At 74.5% G+C, this 15,781-nt stretch carries 16 protein-coding genes; 6 read left to right on the top strand and 10 right to left on the bottom strand.

The window, feature by feature from the left end:
• Window positions 1-4: 4 nt before the first annotated feature.
• The 4 genes from OG715_RS12385 to OG715_RS12370 form a co-directional block, all read right to left on the bottom strand.
• The gene (locus tag OG715_RS12385; protein ID WP_266268724.1) at window positions 5-706 is read right to left on the bottom strand and encodes a phosphoadenylyl-sulfate reductase; all 702 of its coding nucleotides are present in this window, start codon (window positions 704-706) and stop codon (window positions 5-7) included.
• Entirely contained in the window at window positions 687-866 is a 180-nt protein-coding gene (locus tag OG715_RS12380) for an eL43 family ribosomal protein (RefSeq protein ID WP_030391290.1), read from the bottom strand. Before OG715_RS12380 ends, OG715_RS12385 begins: the two co-directional genes overlap by 20 nt.
• A 73-nt stretch (window positions 867-939) precedes the next feature.
• Window positions 940-2,664, bottom strand: coding sequence for a nitrite/sulfite reductase (locus OG715_RS12375; RefSeq protein WP_323182116.1), 1,725 nt, complete (start codon window positions 2,662-2,664; stop codon window positions 940-942).
• A 198-nt stretch (window positions 2,665-2,862) separates the two neighbouring features.
• Complete coding sequence (locus OG715_RS12370) at window positions 2,863-2,946, bottom strand: putative leader peptide (protein WP_310593185.1); 84 nt, start codon at window positions 2,944-2,946, stop codon at window positions 2,863-2,865.
• A gap of 232 nt (window positions 2,947-3,178) precedes the next feature.
• Between OG715_RS12370 and OG715_RS12365 the strand changes: the two genes are divergently transcribed.
• Both OG715_RS12365 and rsgA read left to right on the top strand, forming a co-directional pair.
• On the top strand, window positions 3,179-4,474 hold the full coding sequence (locus OG715_RS12365; RefSeq protein WP_266268723.1) for a YihY/virulence factor BrkB family protein: 1,296 nt from the start codon (window positions 3,179-3,181) through the stop codon (window positions 4,472-4,474).
• Between the two features lie 305 nt (window positions 4,475-4,779).
• Window positions 4,780-5,940, top strand: coding sequence for a ribosome small subunit-dependent GTPase A (rsgA, locus tag OG715_RS12360; RefSeq protein ID WP_407660968.1), 1,161 nt, complete (start codon window positions 4,780-4,782; stop codon window positions 5,938-5,940).
• A 93-nt stretch (window positions 5,941-6,033) separates the two neighbouring features.
• Here the strand turns inward: rsgA and OG715_RS12355 are convergent, their stop codons facing one another.
• Window positions 6,034-6,441 (bottom strand): ASCH domain-containing protein, encoded by a 408-nt coding sequence (locus OG715_RS12355; RefSeq protein WP_266271649.1) that lies wholly within the window; start codon window positions 6,439-6,441, stop codon window positions 6,034-6,036.
• Between the two features lie 228 nt (window positions 6,442-6,669).
• Between OG715_RS12355 and OG715_RS12350 the strand changes: the two genes are divergently transcribed.
• Entirely contained in the window at window positions 6,670-8,241 is a 1,572-nt protein-coding gene (locus OG715_RS12350; RefSeq protein WP_266268721.1) for a DNA-3-methyladenine glycosylase 2 family protein, read from the top strand.
• Window positions 8,238-8,750: a methylated-DNA--[protein]-cysteine S-methyltransferase gene (locus OG715_RS12345; protein WP_266268719.1), complete on the top strand. Its 513-nt coding sequence runs from the start codon at window positions 8,238-8,240 to the stop codon at window positions 8,748-8,750. Before OG715_RS12350 ends, OG715_RS12345 begins: the two co-directional genes overlap by 4 nt.
• A 33-nt stretch (window positions 8,751-8,783) precedes the next feature.
• Here OG715_RS12345 and OG715_RS12340 read toward each other — a convergent pair whose 3' ends face one another.
• Both OG715_RS12340 and OG715_RS12335 read right to left on the bottom strand, forming a co-directional pair.
• A complete protein-coding gene (locus OG715_RS12340) occupies window positions 8,784-9,329 on the bottom strand; it encodes a GNAT family N-acetyltransferase (RefSeq protein WP_266268717.1) in 546 nt (181 codons plus the stop codon).
• A gap of 88 nt (window positions 9,330-9,417) precedes the next feature.
• Window positions 9,418-9,933 (bottom strand): MarR family winged helix-turn-helix transcriptional regulator, encoded by a 516-nt coding sequence (locus tag OG715_RS12335; protein ID WP_266268715.1) that lies wholly within the window; start codon window positions 9,931-9,933, stop codon window positions 9,418-9,420.
• 142 nt (window positions 9,934-10,075) lie between these two features.
• On the opposite strand from OG715_RS12335, the gene OG715_RS12330 reads away from it, so the two are divergent.
• Complete coding sequence (locus OG715_RS12330; RefSeq protein WP_266268714.1) at window positions 10,076-11,554, top strand: MFS transporter; 1,479 nt, start codon at window positions 10,076-10,078, stop codon at window positions 11,552-11,554.
• A 134-nt stretch (window positions 11,555-11,688) separates the two neighbouring features.
• On the opposite strand, the gene OG715_RS12325 is transcribed toward OG715_RS12330, so the two are convergent.
• From OG715_RS12325 to OG715_RS12315, 3 genes are all read right to left on the bottom strand, one after another.
• Window positions 11,689-12,336 carry a DUF305 domain-containing protein gene (locus OG715_RS12325; RefSeq protein ID WP_407661104.1) on the bottom strand — a complete coding sequence of 216 codons (648 nt, stop codon included), beginning with the start codon at window positions 12,334-12,336 and terminating at the stop codon, window positions 11,689-11,691.
• Between the two features lie 113 nt (window positions 12,337-12,449).
• Entirely contained in the window at window positions 12,450-13,130 is a 681-nt protein-coding gene (locus OG715_RS12320; RefSeq protein ID WP_266268713.1) for a DUF3105 domain-containing protein, read from the bottom strand.
• Window positions 13,131-13,264: 134 nt separating this feature from the next.
• Entirely contained in the window at window positions 13,265-13,813 is a 549-nt protein-coding gene (locus OG715_RS12315) for a hypothetical protein (RefSeq protein WP_266268712.1), read from the bottom strand.
• A gap of 303 nt (window positions 13,814-14,116) precedes the next feature.
• Between OG715_RS12315 and OG715_RS12310 the strand changes: the two genes are divergently transcribed.
• The gene (locus OG715_RS12310) at window positions 14,117-15,757 is read left to right on the top strand and encodes a protein phosphatase 2C domain-containing protein (protein WP_266268710.1); all 1,641 of its coding nucleotides are present in this window, start codon (window positions 14,117-14,119) and stop codon (window positions 15,755-15,757) included.
• The last annotated feature ends 24 nt before the right edge of the window (window positions 15,758-15,781 follow it).

Here is a 15,781-nt window from a genome sequence, read left to right as displayed (position 1 = left end):
GGGTCTAGAGGTGGATGCCGCACTCGGTCTTGCCGGAGCCGGACCAGCGGCCGGCCCTGGCGTCCTCGCCCTCGCCCGGCTTGCGGGTGCAGGAGAGCGGCGAGCAGCCGATCGAGGTGTAGCCCTCCCACAGCAGCGGGTTGAGCAGCACGCCGTTGGCGTTGACGTAGGCGTCCACGTCCTCCTGCGTCCAGCGGGCGATCGGGGCGAGCTTGACCTTGCGGCGCCGGGGGTCCCAGGAGACCACCGGGGTGTTCGCGCGGGTCGGCGACTCGTCGCGGCGCAGTCCGGTGGCCCAGGCGTCGTAGCCGCCGAGGCCCCGGTTCAGCGGCTCGACCTTCCGCAGCGCGCAGCACTGGTCCGGGTCGCGGTCGTGCAGCTGCGGCCCGTACCGGGCGTCCTGCTCGGCCACGGTCAGCGCCGGGGTGAGCGTGATGACGTTGACCGGCATGGTCGCGGCCACCGCGTCCCGGGTGCCGATGGTCTCCGCGAAGTGGTAGCCGGTGTCCAGGAACACCACGTCCACCCCGGGGAACACCGAGGAGGCCAGGTGGGCGACGACCGCGTCCTCCATCGAGGAGGTGACGCAGAAGCGCTTCCCGAAGGTGTCGGCGGCCCAGCGCAGGATCTCCTGCGGCTCGGCCTCCTCCAGCTCGCGGCCGGCCGCGGTGGCCAGCTCCTCGAAGTCAGTCGTCGTGCCGGTCACTCCGGTTACCCCCATTGCTCGGTGACAGCAGGCCGAGGAACTTCAACTGGAAGGCCCGGCGGCACCCGTGGCATTCCCAGGCGCCGTGCCCGGCCTCGGACGGACGCAGGTCCTCGTCCCCGCAGTACGGGCAGAAGAAGGGGGCGGCACGCTCGCTCATGCGGCCACCTCGCTGCGCTCGGCGGTCGCTTCGCGAGACTCGCACCTGCTCATGGTGAGCTCGCTCCGCTCGCTCACGACAGCTGCTCCTCGCTGGCCCGGGCCGTCCACTGGGCGAAGCGCTCGCCCTCGGTGCGGTCCTCCTGGTACCGGGTCAGGACGCGCTCGACGTAGTCGGGCAGGCCGTCCTTGGTGACCTTGAGGCCGCGGACCTTGCGGCCGAAGCCGGCCTCCAGTCCGAGCGCGCCGCCCAGGTGCACCTGGTAGCCCTCGACCTGGTTGCCCTGCTCGTCCGTCACCAGCTGGCCCTTGAGACCGATGTCCGCGACCTGGATGCGGGCGCAGGCGTTCGGGCAGCCGTTGATGTTGATGGTCAGCGGCTCGGTGAACTCGGGTAGCCGCTGCTCCAGCTCGTCGATGAGCGTGCGGCCGCGCTCCTTGGTCTCGACGATGGCGAGCTTGCAGTACTCGATGCCGGTGCAGGCCATGGTGCCGCGGCGGAACGGCGAGGGGGTGACCCGGAGGTCCAGTGCCTCCAGGCCGGCCACCAGGGACTCGACCCGGTCCTCGGCGATGTCGAGCACGATCATCTTCTGCTCGGCGGTGGTGCGCAGCCGGTCGCTGCCGTGGGCCTCGGCGAGGTCGGCGATCTGCCCGAGCAGCTTGCCGTCGACCCGGCCGACCCGGGGCGCGAAGCCGACGTAGTAGCGGCCGTCCTTCTGCCGGTGCACGCCGACGTGGTCGCGCCAGCGGCCGCTCGGCTCCGCCGGGGCGGGGCCGTCGACCAGCTTGTACTTGAGGTACTCGTCCTCCAGCACCTGACGGAACTTCTCGGTGCCCCAGTCGGCGACCAGGAACTTCAGCCGGGCGCGGTTGCGCAGCCGGCGGTAGCCGTAGTCGCGGAAGATGCCGATGACGCCGCCGTAGACGTCGGCGACCTCGTCGAGCGGGACCCAGGCGCCGAGCCGGACGCCGAGCTTGGGGTTGGTGGACAGGCCGCCGCCGACCCAGAGGTCGAAGCCGGGGCCGTGCTCGGGGTGGACCACGCCGACGAAGGCGATGTCGTTGATCTCGTGGGCGACGTCCAGGAGCGGCGAGCCGGAGACGGCGGACTTGAACTTGCGCGGCAGGTTGGAGAAGTCCGTGTTGCCGATGAAGCGGCGCTGGATCTCGTCGATGGCGGGCGTGCCGTCGATGATCTCGTCCTCGGCGACACCGGCCACCGGGGAGCCGAGGATGACGCGCGGGGTGTCGCCGCAGGCCTCGGTGGTGGACAGGCCGACGGCCTCCAGCTTCTGCCAGATCGCCGGGACGTCCTCGATCCGGATCCAGTGGTACTGGACGTTCTGCCGGTCGGTCAGGTCGGCGGTGTTGCGGCCGTACTCCTCGGAGACCTCGGCGACGGCGCGCAGCTGGGCGACCGTCAGCCGGCCGCCGTCGATCCGGACCCGGAGCATGAAGTACTCGGCGTCGAGCTCGTGCGGGTCCAGGATCGCGGTCTTGCCGCCGTCGATCCCCTCCTTGCGCTGGGTGTAGAGCCCCCACCAGCGCATCCGGCCGCGCAGATCGGCCGGGTCGATCGAGTCGAAGCCCCGCTTGGCGTAGATCGTCTCAATACGTGTCCGCACATTGAGACCGTCGTCGTCCTTCTTGAACTGCTCGTTGGCGTTCAAGGGGGTGTAGTGGCCCATGCCCCACTGGCCCTCGCCGCGGTGACGGGTCACCTTGCGAACCGCGGCGGGGCGGCGCGCGGGGGCGCTCTCGTCCGTGGGCTCGGCGGTCTCGGGGGTGGTGGCCATGGTGAAGTCCTTCGGGGCAGGTGGCTCTGACGCCGGGTTGGTCGCGGGGCGTGCTCGACTCGGCGAAGCTGCTGTGACCTGCGGTTTTCTCAGGACCGGGGGAGCATTCGCGGCGGCCGGGCGGGCGCCTGCGCATCCGCTTCGGCGGGGATGGCGGTGAGGTGGCGCCGGGTGCGGTGGGAGGCGGCGGGGTCGGGCTCAGGTCACCGGACAGATGGCGCTGGACACGCGAAGGAGATCGACGTGCAGTCGACCTACTAGGGTGGTTCCGGCGCTCGGCATGGCAAGAGATTCGCACGGAGCACGGTTCGCGGTCCACTAACGTCCGTATTTTGGACCTCGGAGTTTCGGATCGCGAGATGCCGGAGCGTTCCCGCCGCTCCCGCCGACAGCGCCCCGCATCCTCATCTTTTCCGCGCCCGCGGGCATGCCTGCGGGCGTCCGCGCGCCGCCCGTGCCGCGCCCGTGCCCCGGGAGAGCGGCCGACCGGTCCGGGCCCGATAACGTTGGGCCTGTGCAAGCAGCAGGCGAAACGACCCGGTCGGCCCCCGAGCGCCCCTCCCGTCGTCGGGGCAAGGGGTCCCGGCGGGCGGCCAAGCAGGCCACCTGGCGGACCACCGTCTGGGCGCTGGTCAAGGACACCACCAACACCTGCGTCGAGTACCGGGTCACCGGGCTCGCCGCCGAGGCGGCGTTCTTCACCCTCCTCTCCATCCCACCGCTGCTGCTCTGCCTGGCCGGCACGCTCGGCTACCTCGACGACTTCCTCGGCGCGGGCACCATCGACAAGCTGAAGGCCGACATCGTCAAGGCGGCCGGCACGGTGCTCTCGGACTCCTCCATCACCCAGGTCGTCCAGCCGCTGCTCCGCCAGGTCTTCGACCAGACCAGGCCGGACCTCATCTCGATCGGCTTCCTGCTGTCGCTCTGGTCCGGATCCCGGGCGCTCTACATCTTCATCGACACCATCACGGTGATGTACGGGCTCGACGGCAAGCGCGGCATCGTCAAGACCCGGCTGATGTCGCTCGGCCTCTACCTCGGCGCGCTGGTGATCGGCTCACTGGTGCTGCCGCTGCTGATGGCCGGCCCCGAACTGGTGACCAACGCGGTGCCGGAGAGCGGCGGGCTGATCAACGCGGCCTACTGGCCGTTCGCCATCCTGCTGCTGATCGTCTCGCTGACGACGCTCTACCACCTGGCGGTACCGGTCTCCACACCCTGGCGCGAGGACATTCCCGGCGCGCTGGTCGCCCTGGTGGTGCTTGTCTTCTGCAGCGTCGCGCTGCGCCTCTACCTGGTCAGCTCGATCGAGGGCCACTCGGTGTACGGCTCGCTGGCCGCGCCGGTGGCCGTACTGCTGTGGATCTTCGTGGTCGCGCTCGCGGTGCTCATCGGTGCCGCCATGAACGCGGCCATAGACCGCCGCTGGCCGACCCTGGAGACCGCCGACGCCCGTGCCGAGAACGAGCGCGCGCACGAGGAGGCCGCCGCCGCCGTGGTCCGCGAGGTGGCCGCCCGGCGCGCCGTCGAACGGGCCCGCCGGGCCCGCGAGCTGGGCCTCGCCGAGGGCGGCGAGGAGGAGTACTGGGAGGACGACGGCGAGGACGCCGACGTGCCCTCCGAGTACCCCGAGCGGTGGGCCGACGTGCTCGCGGCCGACAACGTCCGGGGCCGGATCACCGCCCGCGGCGGCGGTCCGCACCACCGGCCGGCCCCGCCGCCGCCGGACAGCGACCGGCCCGCCGCGCCGCCGCCCGAGTACCCGCTGCCGAGCCGCCCGCCGAGTCCGCCGTGGGACCGGCGCTGAGCCGGGGCGTACCGAACCGCAGGTGACGCACGGAACCGCAGGTGGCGCGCGGAACAGCAGGTGAAAAACCGGTTGGCAGGGCCGGTGGGGCCCGCTAGCGTGTTGAGCGTCCGGTTCGGGCGGCGCGGTGCGCCGTCCGAGGAGAGAAAGCAGGAGGTGAGTCTCGTGGCCACGATTGCCATGACGGCTGCCCTGGGCAGCGACCGCGTTCACCTCTCCCTGCCGGCCGCCGGCTGACGTAGCCCTTCGCGCACGCAGCCGCAGCAGCCCGGCGGGACCACTTTCCTCCCGAAGGGCCCACTGCGTTGTTCAACGCTGCCTCCGTTCCGTTCTCCTCCTCCTTCCTCTCCACCACCTCCGCCGACGCCGACGGTGCCCAGCCTGCCGGGGCCGCCGGTTCGCTGGCCGGCTACGGCTGGACCACCGAGCTCGACGAGCTGTTCGCACCGCTGGCCGAGGCCGGGCTGGTCCCGGCCCGGATCGTCCGGATCGACCGGGGGCAGTGCGATGCCGTCCTGGTCGACCCCGGGACGGGCGGGCTCCGCACCGTCCGGGCCGACACCCGGCAGGTCGGCGACGCCGACATGATCAACTGCCCGTGCACCGGGGACTGGGTCGCCGTCGACCTCTCGCCCGGCCTGCCCATGCCCGCGGTCGCGGCCCTGCTGCCGCGCTCCACCGCGATCATCCGCAAGGTCGCGGGCAAGCGCTCCGACGGCCAGGTGCTCGCCGCCAACGTCGACACCGTGGTGATCGCCGCCTCGCTCGCCGCCGAGCCCGACCTCGGCCGGATCGAGCGCTTCCTCGCCCTCGCCTGGGAGTCCGGTGCCGAGCCGCTGGTCGTGCTCACCAAGGCCGACCTGGTCGACGACGCCGACTTCATCCGCTCCGACGTCGAGGCCGCCGCGCCCGGCGTCACCGTCCTGGTGGTCAGCGCCGAGACGGGCGAGGGCATCGACGTGCTGCGCGCCTGCACGCCCGGTACCACCGCCGTGCTCGGCCAGTCCGGCGTCGGCAAGTCCACCCTCACCAATGTGCTCGCCGGGGTCGACGTGATGACCGTCCAGGCCGCCCGCTCGGGCGACCAGAAGGGCCGGCACACCACGACCACCCGTGAGCTCGTCCTGCTGCCCGGCGGCGGGGTGCTGATCGACACCCCCGGCCTGCGCGAGGTCGGCCTCTACGGCGGCGAGGGCGTGGCACTCGCCTTCGCCGACATCGAGGAACTGGCCGAGGGGTGCCGCTTCCACGACTGCCACCACGCCGGCGAGCCCGGCTGCGCGGTGCGGGCCGCGCTGGAGGACGGCTCGCTGCCCGAGCGCCGGATGGACAGCTACCTCAAGCTCCAGCGGGAGAACGAGTGGATCGCCTCCCGCTCGGACGCCCGGCTCGCCTCCGAGCGCTTGAAGAAGTGGAAGACCATCACCAAGTCGATGCGCGCCGCGGGGGGCTCCGTGAAGCGGTGACGTCGGGCCGGGGCCGTCCCGCCTGCCCGTCCGGCCCGCCACCGACAGCGGTGGCGGGCCGGACGTGGGGTCGGGCGTGGGCGGCGGCGGCCGTCAGCGGAAGTCGGCGACCAGCCGGAACCGCTCCAGGATCACCCGGGTGTCGTCCTCCACGGTGAAGTCCGGGTCGCCGAGCACCGCGCACAGCTCGTCGCTGTGCCAGAAGCGCTCGTGCCCGGCCCGCCACTCGGCGACCGTCGTGTACCCCTCGCCCTCGTCGAGGGCGTGCCGCAGGTCGACCTCGTCGAGCCGGACGATCCGGACCTCGGTGGTCTCGGTCACCGCGACGATCCGTCCGGCCGAGTCCACCACGGCGCTCCGGGTCCCGGCCCGCGGCACCGGCTCGTCCTCGGCCTCGTACTCGGTGACCAGACCGGTGGTGCTGGTCTTGGCCCCGGACAGCACGGCGCCGACCAGCCGGTCCCGGAGCGGGCCGGGGAAGGCGAACTGCTCGACGCGCAGGGCGGTGACCCGGGGGTCGTCCGGACCGGAGTAGGGCTGCTCGGACACGGGATCTCCTGTCGGTCGGGACGCACGCCGGGACGCACGTCGGGACGCACGTCGGGACGCATGGCGGCACGTCGGGCGTCGGGCGTCTGGCGTCTGGCGTCGGGCAGGCTATCCGGCCGGAGCGGGCGCGGGCTCCTGGTTTTCCACCGGCCCCGGTGCCCGGCGGTGCGGCCGACGCCCATGTCCGATTCCCGCCGGTCGAGGCCCCTCCGGTGCCGCAGACTGGACAACGTGATCGACGACGACATCAGGTACCGCGCGGTGGACAGCCGGGACGCCCGCTTCGACGGCGTCTTCTTCACGGCCGTCACCTCGACCGGCATCTACTGCCGGCCGAGCTGCCCGGCCGTGACCCCGAAGCGCGTCAACTGCACCTTCTACCCCAGCGCCGCCGCCGCCCAGCACGCCGGCTTCCGCGCCTGCCGCCGCTGCCGCCCCGACTCCGTCCCCGGCTCGCCGGAGTGGAACCAGCGCGCCGACCTGGTCGGCCGGGCGATGCGGCTGATCGGCGACGGCGTGGTGGACCGCGAGGGCGTGGCCGGTCTGGCCGACCGCCTCGGTTACAGCTCCCGCCAGCTCCAGCGCCAGCTCACCGCCGAACTCGGCGCCGGCCCGATCGCGCTGGCCCGGGCCCGCCGCGCCCAGACCGCCCGGCTGCTGCTCCAGACCACCGGGCTGCCGGTCACCGAGATCGCGTTCGCGGCCGGCTTCGCCTCCGTCCGGCAGTTCAACGACACCGTGCGCGAGATCTACGACCGCACCCCGAGCGGGCTGCGCGCCGAGGTCGCGGCCGGCCGGCGGGGCGCCACCCCGGCCGGGGGCCTCGCCCTGCGGCTCGCCTACCGGGGCGCCCTGGACAGTGGCCACCTGATCGACTTCCTCGCCCTGCGGGCCGTGCCCGGCGTGGAGGAGGTCGTGCCGGGACCGGGCCCCGGGGTGCGGACCTACCGCCGCACCCTCGGGCTCCCGTACGGCACCGGCATCGCCGAGGTGGACGGCCTGGGCACCGACCGGCCGGCCACCCGGGGCTGGCTCGACTGCCGGCTGTTCCTCACCGACCTGCGCGACCTGCCGACCGCCGTCCAGCGCCTGCGGGTCCTGTTCGACCTGGACGCCGACCCGGTCGCGGTCGACGAGCAGCTCGGTGCCGACCCGCTGCTCGGTCCGCTGGTCCGGGCCCGCCCCGGGCTGCGTTCGCCGGGCCACGTCGACCCGCACGAACTCGCCGTGCGCGCCGTCCTCGGCCAGCAGGTCACCGTCGGCGCGGCCCGAACCCTGGCCGGCCGGCTGGCCGAGAAGTACGGCACCGCGCTGCCCGAACCCAGCGGCGGACTGCGCCTGCTCTTCCCGACCGCCGCCGCCCTGGCCACCGCCGACCCGGAGGACTTCGCGATGCCGGCCGCCCGCCGCCGCGCGCTCACCGGCCTGTGCGCGGCCCTCGCCGAGGGCGCCGTCCGGCTCGACGGCGGCGTCGACCGGGAGGAGGCCGCGGCGCAACTGCTCGCCCTGCCCGGCATCGGCCCGTGGACCGTCGGCTACCTGCGGATGCGCGCGCTCGCCGACCCCGACGTCTTCCTCCCGAGCGACATCGGCGTCAAGCACGGACTGCTCCGGCTCGGCGCCCCGGGCGACCCGAAGTCCGCCGCCCTCGTGTCCGGCGCCTGGGCCCCCTGGCGCTCCTACGCCGTGCACCGCCTCTGGGCGGCCCCGGCCGACGACCTCAGCACCCGAACGGAGAACACCCCCGCATGAGCACCACCGTCTTCACCTTCCTGGAGAGCCCCTTCGGCCGGCTGATGCTCAGCGGCGTCCTGCCGGAGGACGGCGGGCCGGCCGGGCTCGCCACCGTCACCGTCCCCGGCCAGAAGTACGCGCTCGCCGAACCGGCCGACGACTGGGTGCACGACCCGGACGCGCTCGCGGCGGCGGCCACCCAGCTCACCGAGTACTTCGCGGGCGAGCGCACCGCCTTCGACCTGCCGCTCGCCCCGGCCGGGACCGACTTCCGCAGGCGGATCTGGGAGGCGCTCGACCGGATCCCGTACGGGGAGACCGTCACCTACGGGCAACTGGCCGATCTGGCGGGCGAGTCCCCGCGCGCCGTCCGCGCGGTCGGTGGCGCGGTCGGCGCCAACCCGCTGCTGATCGTCCGCCCCTGCCACCGTGTGGTCGGTGCCAACGGCGCGCTCACCGGCTTCGCCGCCGGGGTCGACCGCAAGCGCTGGCTGCTCGACCTGGAGGGCGGCAGCAACCTCTTCTGAGCGCGGGGCCTGTTCTGCCGACATCGGCAGGGATCAGGCGTCCGTGAGCGCGCCGAGGTCCACCCGCCAGTCGTTGCTGCGCATCCAGCGGCCGGGCGGGAACTCGAAGTCGGTCTCGCCGACGAGGGTGAAGCCGGCCCTGCGGCAGACGGCGTTGGAGGCGGGGTGGTCCACCGAGGGGAAGGCGTGCAGGTGGCGGTCGCGCGCGGTGCGGGCGGCGGCCTCGACGGCGGCCCGCGCCGCCGCGGCGGCGATGCCCCGGCCCCGGTAGGGCGCGAGCACGTTCCAGCCCATCTCGTAGACGGTGCCGCCCTGCCACGCGCGCTCCGCGTAGCCGACACTGCCGACATCCACCGCCCGGGACGCCCCCTCGGGCCCGTCCTCGGTCTCCAGCACCACCCGGTACATGCAGCCGGTCCCGGCGGGGACGAAGTCGAGGTAGAGGCGGTGGCGGGCGAGCATCCGCTCCTCGCTCTCCGGACCGCCGACGTGCCGGCGCATCTCCGGGGTGTTGATGAGCCGCAGCAGGCCCAGGTCGGCGTCGGTCCAGGGTTCGAGTCGCAGCGCGGGGGCGTCCATGACCGGACGATAGTGACCCGACGGCCGGGGCGGTAGCGGGTTTCGAGGCTCAGCTCAGGCGCGGGCCGGGCTCGGGCCGGGGCCGGGCTCAGGCCGGGGGCTCGGCGAGGGCGCGGGCGAGGTTCTCCAGGGCGGGCAGCGCGTGCATCACGGCGTCGCGGTCGGCGGTGGAGAGGGTGTCGAGGGCGCCGGCGATCCGGCGCTCGTGGGCGCGCTGCCAGTCGTCGAGCTGGCGGCGGCCGGCCGGGGTGAGCGCGATCCGGGCGGTGCGGCGGTCCCCGGGGTCGGCCTGGCGGTCGACGAACCCGGCCTCCAGCAGCTTGCCGACGAGTCCGCTCACGGTGTTCGGGGCGAGCCGCTGCCGGGCGGCCAGTTCGCCGACCCGCAGCGGGGCGGCGGCGAGCGTCTGGAGGAGCTCGACCTGCGCCATCGGCAGGGACTCCCACGGGTAGTCGGTCCGAATGCTGCTGCGCAGGGCGCGGCGGAGCCGGGTGACCGCGTCGGTGAGCCGGCGGGCGCGTTCGATCGTCGTCGGCTCCGTGTCCTGCGGCTCGATGTCCTGCGGGCCTGTGGTGGATTCGGGAACGGACGGTGACGACGGCATGGCCGACAGCGTAGCGCCTGGTGCCGGTGCCCTTTGACGGCCGCGGACCGGTCGGGGGCGACCGGTCCCGCCCGGTAACAGACCGGTCGCATTCAGAACAAATCGTAGAACGAACATATCCGCATCCGATATATTTCGCAGTATGAACGCCGCGTCAACGCTCACCGCCCGGCTGCTCGCCGAGCGCCCCCGACCGCGCGGCATAGCCGGCCGCCGGTACGCCCACTGGCTCGCCGTCGGGACCGTCTGCCTGGGAGCGTTCCTCGGCCAGCTGACGGCCAGCGTCACCGCGCTCGTCTACCCGGCGCTCCAGCGCCGGTTCGACGCCGGGTTCGCGGCCGTCGAATGGGTCGCCCTCGCGTATCTGCTGGTCCTGGTCGCGCTGCTCGCGCCGATCGGCCGGCTGTCCGACCTGGTCGGCCGCAAGACCGTGTACCTGGGCGGGTTCGCCGTCTTCGGCCTGGCCTCACTGGCGGCGGGGTTCGCCGGGGGCCTCGGCACCCTGGTCGCCTGCCGGGCTGTCCAGGCCGTCGGCGGCGCGATGATGCAGGCCAACAGCGTCGCCCTGGTCGCGCGCGGCGTCCCCGGGCACGCGATGCGCCGCGCGCTCGGGGTGCAGGCGGCAGCGCAGGGGCTCGGTCTGGCGCTGGGTCCCAGCCTCGGCGGGCTGCTGGTGGCGCACGCCTCCTGGCGCTGGGTGTTCTGGATCAATGTGCCGGTCGCGCTGGTGGGCATCGTGGCCGGGTGGTTCCTGCTGCCCCGGACCAGGGCCGCGGACGCGCCGACGCCGCCGCGTCCGCGGGCCACCGCCGGACCCGTCGTCGAGCCCACCGTCGCGCCCGAGCCGGACGGCGGGCGCTTCGACCTGGCCGGTCTGCTGCTGCTCGGCGGCTCCACCACCGCGCTGCTGCTCGCCCTCTCCGCCGCCTCCGGCCTGCCGCTGCCCGCCTGGGCGGTCGCCGCCCTGCTGGCCGCCGCCGTCCTGTGCGCGCTCGCACTGGTCCGCCAGGAGCGCCGGGCGACCAGGCCGATCCTCGCACCCGGCCTGGTCAACACCCCCGGCGTCCGCCCCGGCCTCGCGGTCGCGCTGATCGGCTACCTGCTGCTGTTCTGCCCGCTGGTCCTCGGCCCGGTGCTGCTCGCCGAGGCGGGACTCCCGACCGCGCGCTCCGGCCTGGTGATCACCGTGCTCCCGGCCGCCTTCGCGGTGGCCGCGACGGTCGGCGGCGGGCTGCTGCCGCGCGGCTGGTCCGACGTCGCCCGCTGCCGCTGCGGCGCCGCCCTCGCCGGGGCCGGACTGCTCGGCTGCGCGCTGCTGCCCGCCCTGGGCGCGCCCGCGGTGCTGCTGGCGGGCCCGCTGCTGGTGGTCGGCGGCGGTCTCGGCCTGCTGCTGCCGGCCAACAACGCGCTGGTGATGCGGGCGATCCCGGCGGAGTGCTCGGCGGTCGGCGGCGGCATGGTCAACATGGCCCGCAGTCTCGGCACGGCGCTCGGCACCGCGCTGCCGGTGCTCGGCGTCCACCTGGCCGGCCCGGCGCTGGGCGGCCGGTCGGTCCTGCTGGCGCTCGGGGTCGTCGCGGGCCTCGCCGTCGTACTCGCCCGGCCGGTGCGGCGGCGCTGAGCGGCGGTCCGGGGCGCGGGTGGGGACGGAACAGGGGCGCGGACACGGCAACGGCCGGGGCGGTGGACGGAAGATCCGTCCACCGCCCCGGCCGTGCTGTGCCGCGGCGCCGCAGCGCTGCAGGGCTCGGCGACTCAGGAGGCGGGCACGCCCGGGGCGGCGCCGCGATCCTTGAGCATGTCGGTGATCAGGCCGATCTCCGAGGTCTGGCCGATCACCATCGACTGCGCGAGCCGCTTCTCCGACTCGTTGTGCGCCATGTCGACGTAGCCCTGGGCCATCTCCACCCCGCCCTTGTGGTGCTCCAGCATCAGCTGCAGGTAGAACACCTCGGCCTCCCGCCCGCTCAGCGAGCGGAGCTTGGCGAGCTGGGTGGTGGTGGCCATGCCGGGCATCAGCGAACCGTCGTGCGCCTGGTAGTCGGCGCCGTGCCCGTGCCCGCCCATCGCCATCCAGGCCATCGGCTTGGCCGGGGAGTGCTGCGTGAGCCCCCACTGGTCGAGCCAGCCCATCATCATGCCGCGCTGGTTGGCCTGGGTGTTGATGATGTCGAAGGCCAGCGTGCGGGTGGGCTCGTCCGCGGTCCGGTCCCGGACGATGAACGACAGGTCCACCGCCTGCTGGTGGTGGGTCGCCATGTCACGGGCGAACCCGGCCTCCGGGGAGTCGTCGGCCGGCACGCTGAGCGAGGAGGTGCCGGAGGCCGCCGTCCCGCCCGCCACCAGGGCGGGCACCCCGAGTGCCAGGGCGAGCGCGGCGGCCAGCGCGGCCGGCCACCAGATCCGCCGGCGCGAGGCCGACGGAGCGGCGTCCGGGCCGTCCGCCCCGTGGTCGTCCGCCCCGTGGTCGTCCGCCCCGTGGTCGTCCGCCCGGTGGTCGTCCGTCCCGGCGGCGGTCACATCTGCCCCATCGAGCAGGAGGCGCCCGGCTCCTGGGTCTGCTTGCCCTGGACGTACTTGGTGAAGAACTGGCTCACCCGGGGGTCGCTGGCGCTGTCCACGACGAGCTGGGTCGACCAGGCGTTCAGGGTGATGGTGCCCTGCTCGTCCGGGTACGGGCTCATCAGCGAGTACGGGGTGGCCTTCACCTTGTCCGAGAGGGTCTTGACGTCCTCCGGGGTGGCCTTGCCGTTGTAGGTCACCCAGACCGCGCCGTGCTCCAGCGAGTGGACGGCGCGCTCGTTCTCGACCGGCTGGTCGTAGACGGTGCCCATGCAGTCCAGCCAGACCGCGTTGTGGTCACCGCCGACCGGCGGGGTCTGCGGGTAGGTGACCTTCTCCTTGACGTGGTTGCGGCTCAGGTCGCCGAAGGTCTGGACGCCGTCGATCGGGGCGGCGGCAGCGGCGGCCTTGTCCTTCTTGTCCTTGTTGGCGTCGACCACGATCCAGGTGCCGGTGGCTATCGCGGCGATCACCAGGACACCGGCGACCGAGCCCGCGATGATCTTGTTGCGGCGGTCGCGGCGCTGCTCGGCGGCGCGCAGCTCGGCGATCCGGGCGCGGCGGTCGTTGCTCGCCTGCTTGGCGCCCGGCTTGTTGCTCTGGGCCTTGTTCGACTGCTTGGAGGCGGAACCCATGAGTTGTCCTTGTCCCCACCGCGCATCGGGCACGGCGGTCTGAAGAGGTGGTGGGAGGGGGCGGATCCGTCGGTCCCGCCCGCCCGGCGCCTAGGGGGCGGCGGGGGAGGGCCGGGGCCGGCGGCGGGTTCCGCTCAGGACCGCTGTACTTGGAGTTCGTGCAGGTCGGGCTCGGGGTGCGACCCGACCAGCAGTCCGGCGCGCATCACCCGGGGCAGCACCTCGGCGGTCTCCGGCCGGGGTGCCGCGGCGGGTTGCTGGTGCGGCGGCGGGTTGGGGAGCTGGGCGTCCTGGGCGCAGTACGGGTGGCCGGAGCAGCCGCTGTTGCGGTGCGGCGGGTCGCCGTCGACCGAGCACCAGGTCCAGTGCCGGTGGCTCTCCGCGCGGAGGCGGTCGCCGAGGGTCTGCGGCGTGGTGGCCGGACCGGTGGCGGAGGTGCCGAGCAGGTGCGGGGGTGCGTCGGCCCGGGGATCGGCGACGAGTCCGGTCGGCGGGCCCACCGGGGGGTCGGCCGGGACGGTCACCGGGAAGTCGGACCGTTCGGCCGTGGCCGCCTTGGCGTGTGCCGCGCACGGGAGCGCCGTCAGCAGCCCGACCAGCAGCAGGATCCACAGCATGCCCACCGGGCGGACCGCGAGAGCGGCCCTCCCCGGCCGGGGTGTGCTGGGGGCCGACGCGGTCATGCGCACATTTAATCAGCCGAACGAGTGAAGCGAGCCCCCTCCCCGGTTCTCATTTTCGGGCGCGGAGCCGCCGGAATGCGCCGGAAACGCCCTGGTCCGGGCGGTTCGGTCGACTGCGGGAGGAACAGAAGCGAAACGGGCGCCGAACGCGGTGATCGGTATCGGCCGATGTGTGCGTGGTTGTCGCCGAAACCCGGACAGCGTCGTTGCACTTGGGGACAATGACGTCGAGCCGGGCCCGCCCGGGGCGGCGTTGAAGCAGCGAGCAACCAGCACCGAGCAGCAGCGACCAGGAGCCGCCAGATGACCGAACAGGGTGCACCCGCGCAGCAGCAGCTCCGGCCGGACGACGGCTGGTGGGACACGGTCTACGCGGGCCCGGCCGGCACCCTCCCCGACACCCCGGACGCCGGACCGGGGGAGGGCAGCGTCGACGACTGGTTCGAGACGGCGGCGGGACTCATCGGGCAGCAGCGGGGCACGGACGCGGCGCCCGGGGAGGTCGAGGAGCCCGGGGAGGTGGAGGCGGTGCGGGCCGAGCAGGAGGTGCTGGAACGGGACAGCATCGACGACTGGTTCGACACCGCCGTCGGCGTGATCGCTCCGCAGCGCCCGGCGGACGAGGCCCCGGGCGCGGACGACACCCGCCGCTTCCCCGCCCCCGTCTGGGCGGACGCGGGGCCCGCCGCCCTGGTCGAGCTGCCGGAGGCCGAGGACGCGGTCGAGGCCGTCGAACCGGCTCCCCGGGTGCCCGAGCCCCGGGCCAAGCCCGAGACCTTGACCGTCGCGGAGCCGCAGCCGGCTCCGGTGGTGCTGTCGGAGCCGCAGCCGGAGCCGCAGCCGGTGGAACCGTCGGCCGAGGTGGCCGCCGAGCCCGCGCCCGAACCTGCTCCCGCGCCCGAACCTGCTTCCGCGCCCGAGCCCGAGGCGTCCGAACCCGCGCCCGAAGCCTCCGAGCCCGTGCCCGCACCGCCCGCCCCCCGGCCGGACCCCCGCCCCGGCCGGGCCGGGTCCGGGCCCGCCGTGCCGCACGTCGGCGAACGCCCGCCCACCTACGGTCCCGAGCCGACCGCCGTCCCCGAGGCCGACCCCGGCGCGCTGGGCGGCATCGTCGCCGACACCGTGCTGGAGGGGGCCCAGTACGGCGCCACCACCCTGCGGGCGGTCTCCGTGCGCGGCGACTCCGCCCGCTACCGGGGCGAGCCCCGGCGGGACTCGCTGCTGGTCACCCGGTTCGGCGAGGGCGCGGACGGGCTGCTGCTCGCGGTGCTCGGCGGGTTCGACCGCTCCGGCCCGGCCGCCGGACCGGTCGCCACCGCGAGCGCCGAAGCCTGTCGCCAGCTCGCGGCCGCGGTCGGCCGCAGCCGCGAGGGCCTCGCCGCGGACCTGCGCGACGGCGCCCGCGACCGCCTCCGCTACGGCCTCCAGCGGCTCGCGCTCAGCGCCGTCGCCCCGCTCCGCGCACTGGCCCCGATCGGCGCGGCGGGCGGTGCGGAGGACGGCGCGCCGGACGCGGGGGACGAGCCGTCCCCCGCCTCGCTGCACTGCCTGCTGGCCTCGCTGGACCCGGAGGCCGGGTACCGGGCGGCGTTCGGGGTCGGCCCGGGCGGGCTGTACCTGCTGCGCTCCGGCCACTGGATCGACGCGTACGCGGCCCGGCTGCTGCACCACCCCGACGGCCAGCCGCCGCTGCCGGAGTCCCCGGTGCCGGGCCCGCGCCCGTTCCGCTTCCGGATGGTCCCGGCGACCCCGGGGGACATCCTGCTGCTCTGCACCCCGGGGCTGGCCCGCCCGGTCGCGGACGAGCCCGCCGTCGCGCACTTCCTGGCCTCGCACTGGGCGCACCCGCACCCGCCGGGCACGGTGGACTTCCTCCGCCAGGTCCAGGTCCGCGCCAAGGGCTACACCGACGACCGGACCGCCGCCGCGATCTGGACGGAGTAGCCCGGCCATGTCGTGAGGCGCCCC

The sequence above is a fragment of the Kitasatospora purpeofusca genome (assembly GCF_036010405.1).
GTDB lineage: Bacteria > Actinomycetota > Actinomycetes > Streptomycetales > Streptomycetaceae > Kitasatospora > Kitasatospora purpeofusca.
This window is presented reverse-complemented; position numbering and strand designations above follow the sequence as displayed.

Bases quoted from the DNA above. Each gene is read 5' to 3' on its own strand.
- OG715_RS12380 (WP_030391290.1), bottom strand. From the start codon at position 866: ATGAGCGAGCGTGCCGCCCCCTTCTTCTGCCCGTACTGCGGGGACGAG.
- OG715_RS12375 (WP_323182116.1), bottom strand. From the start codon at position 2,664: ATGGCCACCACCCCCGAGACCGCCGAGCCCACGGACGAGAGCGCCCCC.
- OG715_RS12370 (WP_310593185.1), bottom strand. From the start codon at position 2,946: ATGCCGAGCGCCGGAACCACCCTAGTAGGTCGACTGCACGTCGATCTC.
- OG715_RS12350 (WP_266268721.1), top strand. From the start codon at position 6,670: ATGTCCGATTCCCGCCGGTCGAGGCCCCTCCGGTGCCGCAGACTGGAC.
- OG715_RS12345 (WP_266268719.1), top strand. From the start codon at position 8,238: ATGAGCACCACCGTCTTCACCTTCCTGGAGAGCCCCTTCGGCCGGCTG.
- OG715_RS12340 (WP_266268717.1), bottom strand. From the start codon at position 9,329: ATGGACGCCCCCGCGCTGCGACTCGAACCCTGGACCGACGCCGACCTG.
- OG715_RS12335 (WP_266268715.1), bottom strand. From the start codon at position 9,933: ATGCCGTCGTCACCGTCCGTTCCCGAATCCACCACAGGCCCGCAGGAC.
- OG715_RS12330 (WP_266268714.1), top strand. From the start codon at position 10,076: ATGAACGCCGCGTCAACGCTCACCGCCCGGCTGCTCGCCGAGCGCCCC.
- OG715_RS12320 (WP_266268713.1), bottom strand. From the start codon at position 13,130: ATGGGTTCCGCCTCCAAGCAGTCGAACAAGGCCCAGAGCAACAAGCCG.
- OG715_RS12315 (WP_266268712.1), bottom strand. From the start codon at position 13,813: ATGACCGCGTCGGCCCCCAGCACACCCCGGCCGGGGAGGGCCGCTCTC.
- OG715_RS12310 (WP_266268710.1), top strand. From the start codon at position 14,117: ATGACCGAACAGGGTGCACCCGCGCAGCAGCAGCTCCGGCCGGACGAC.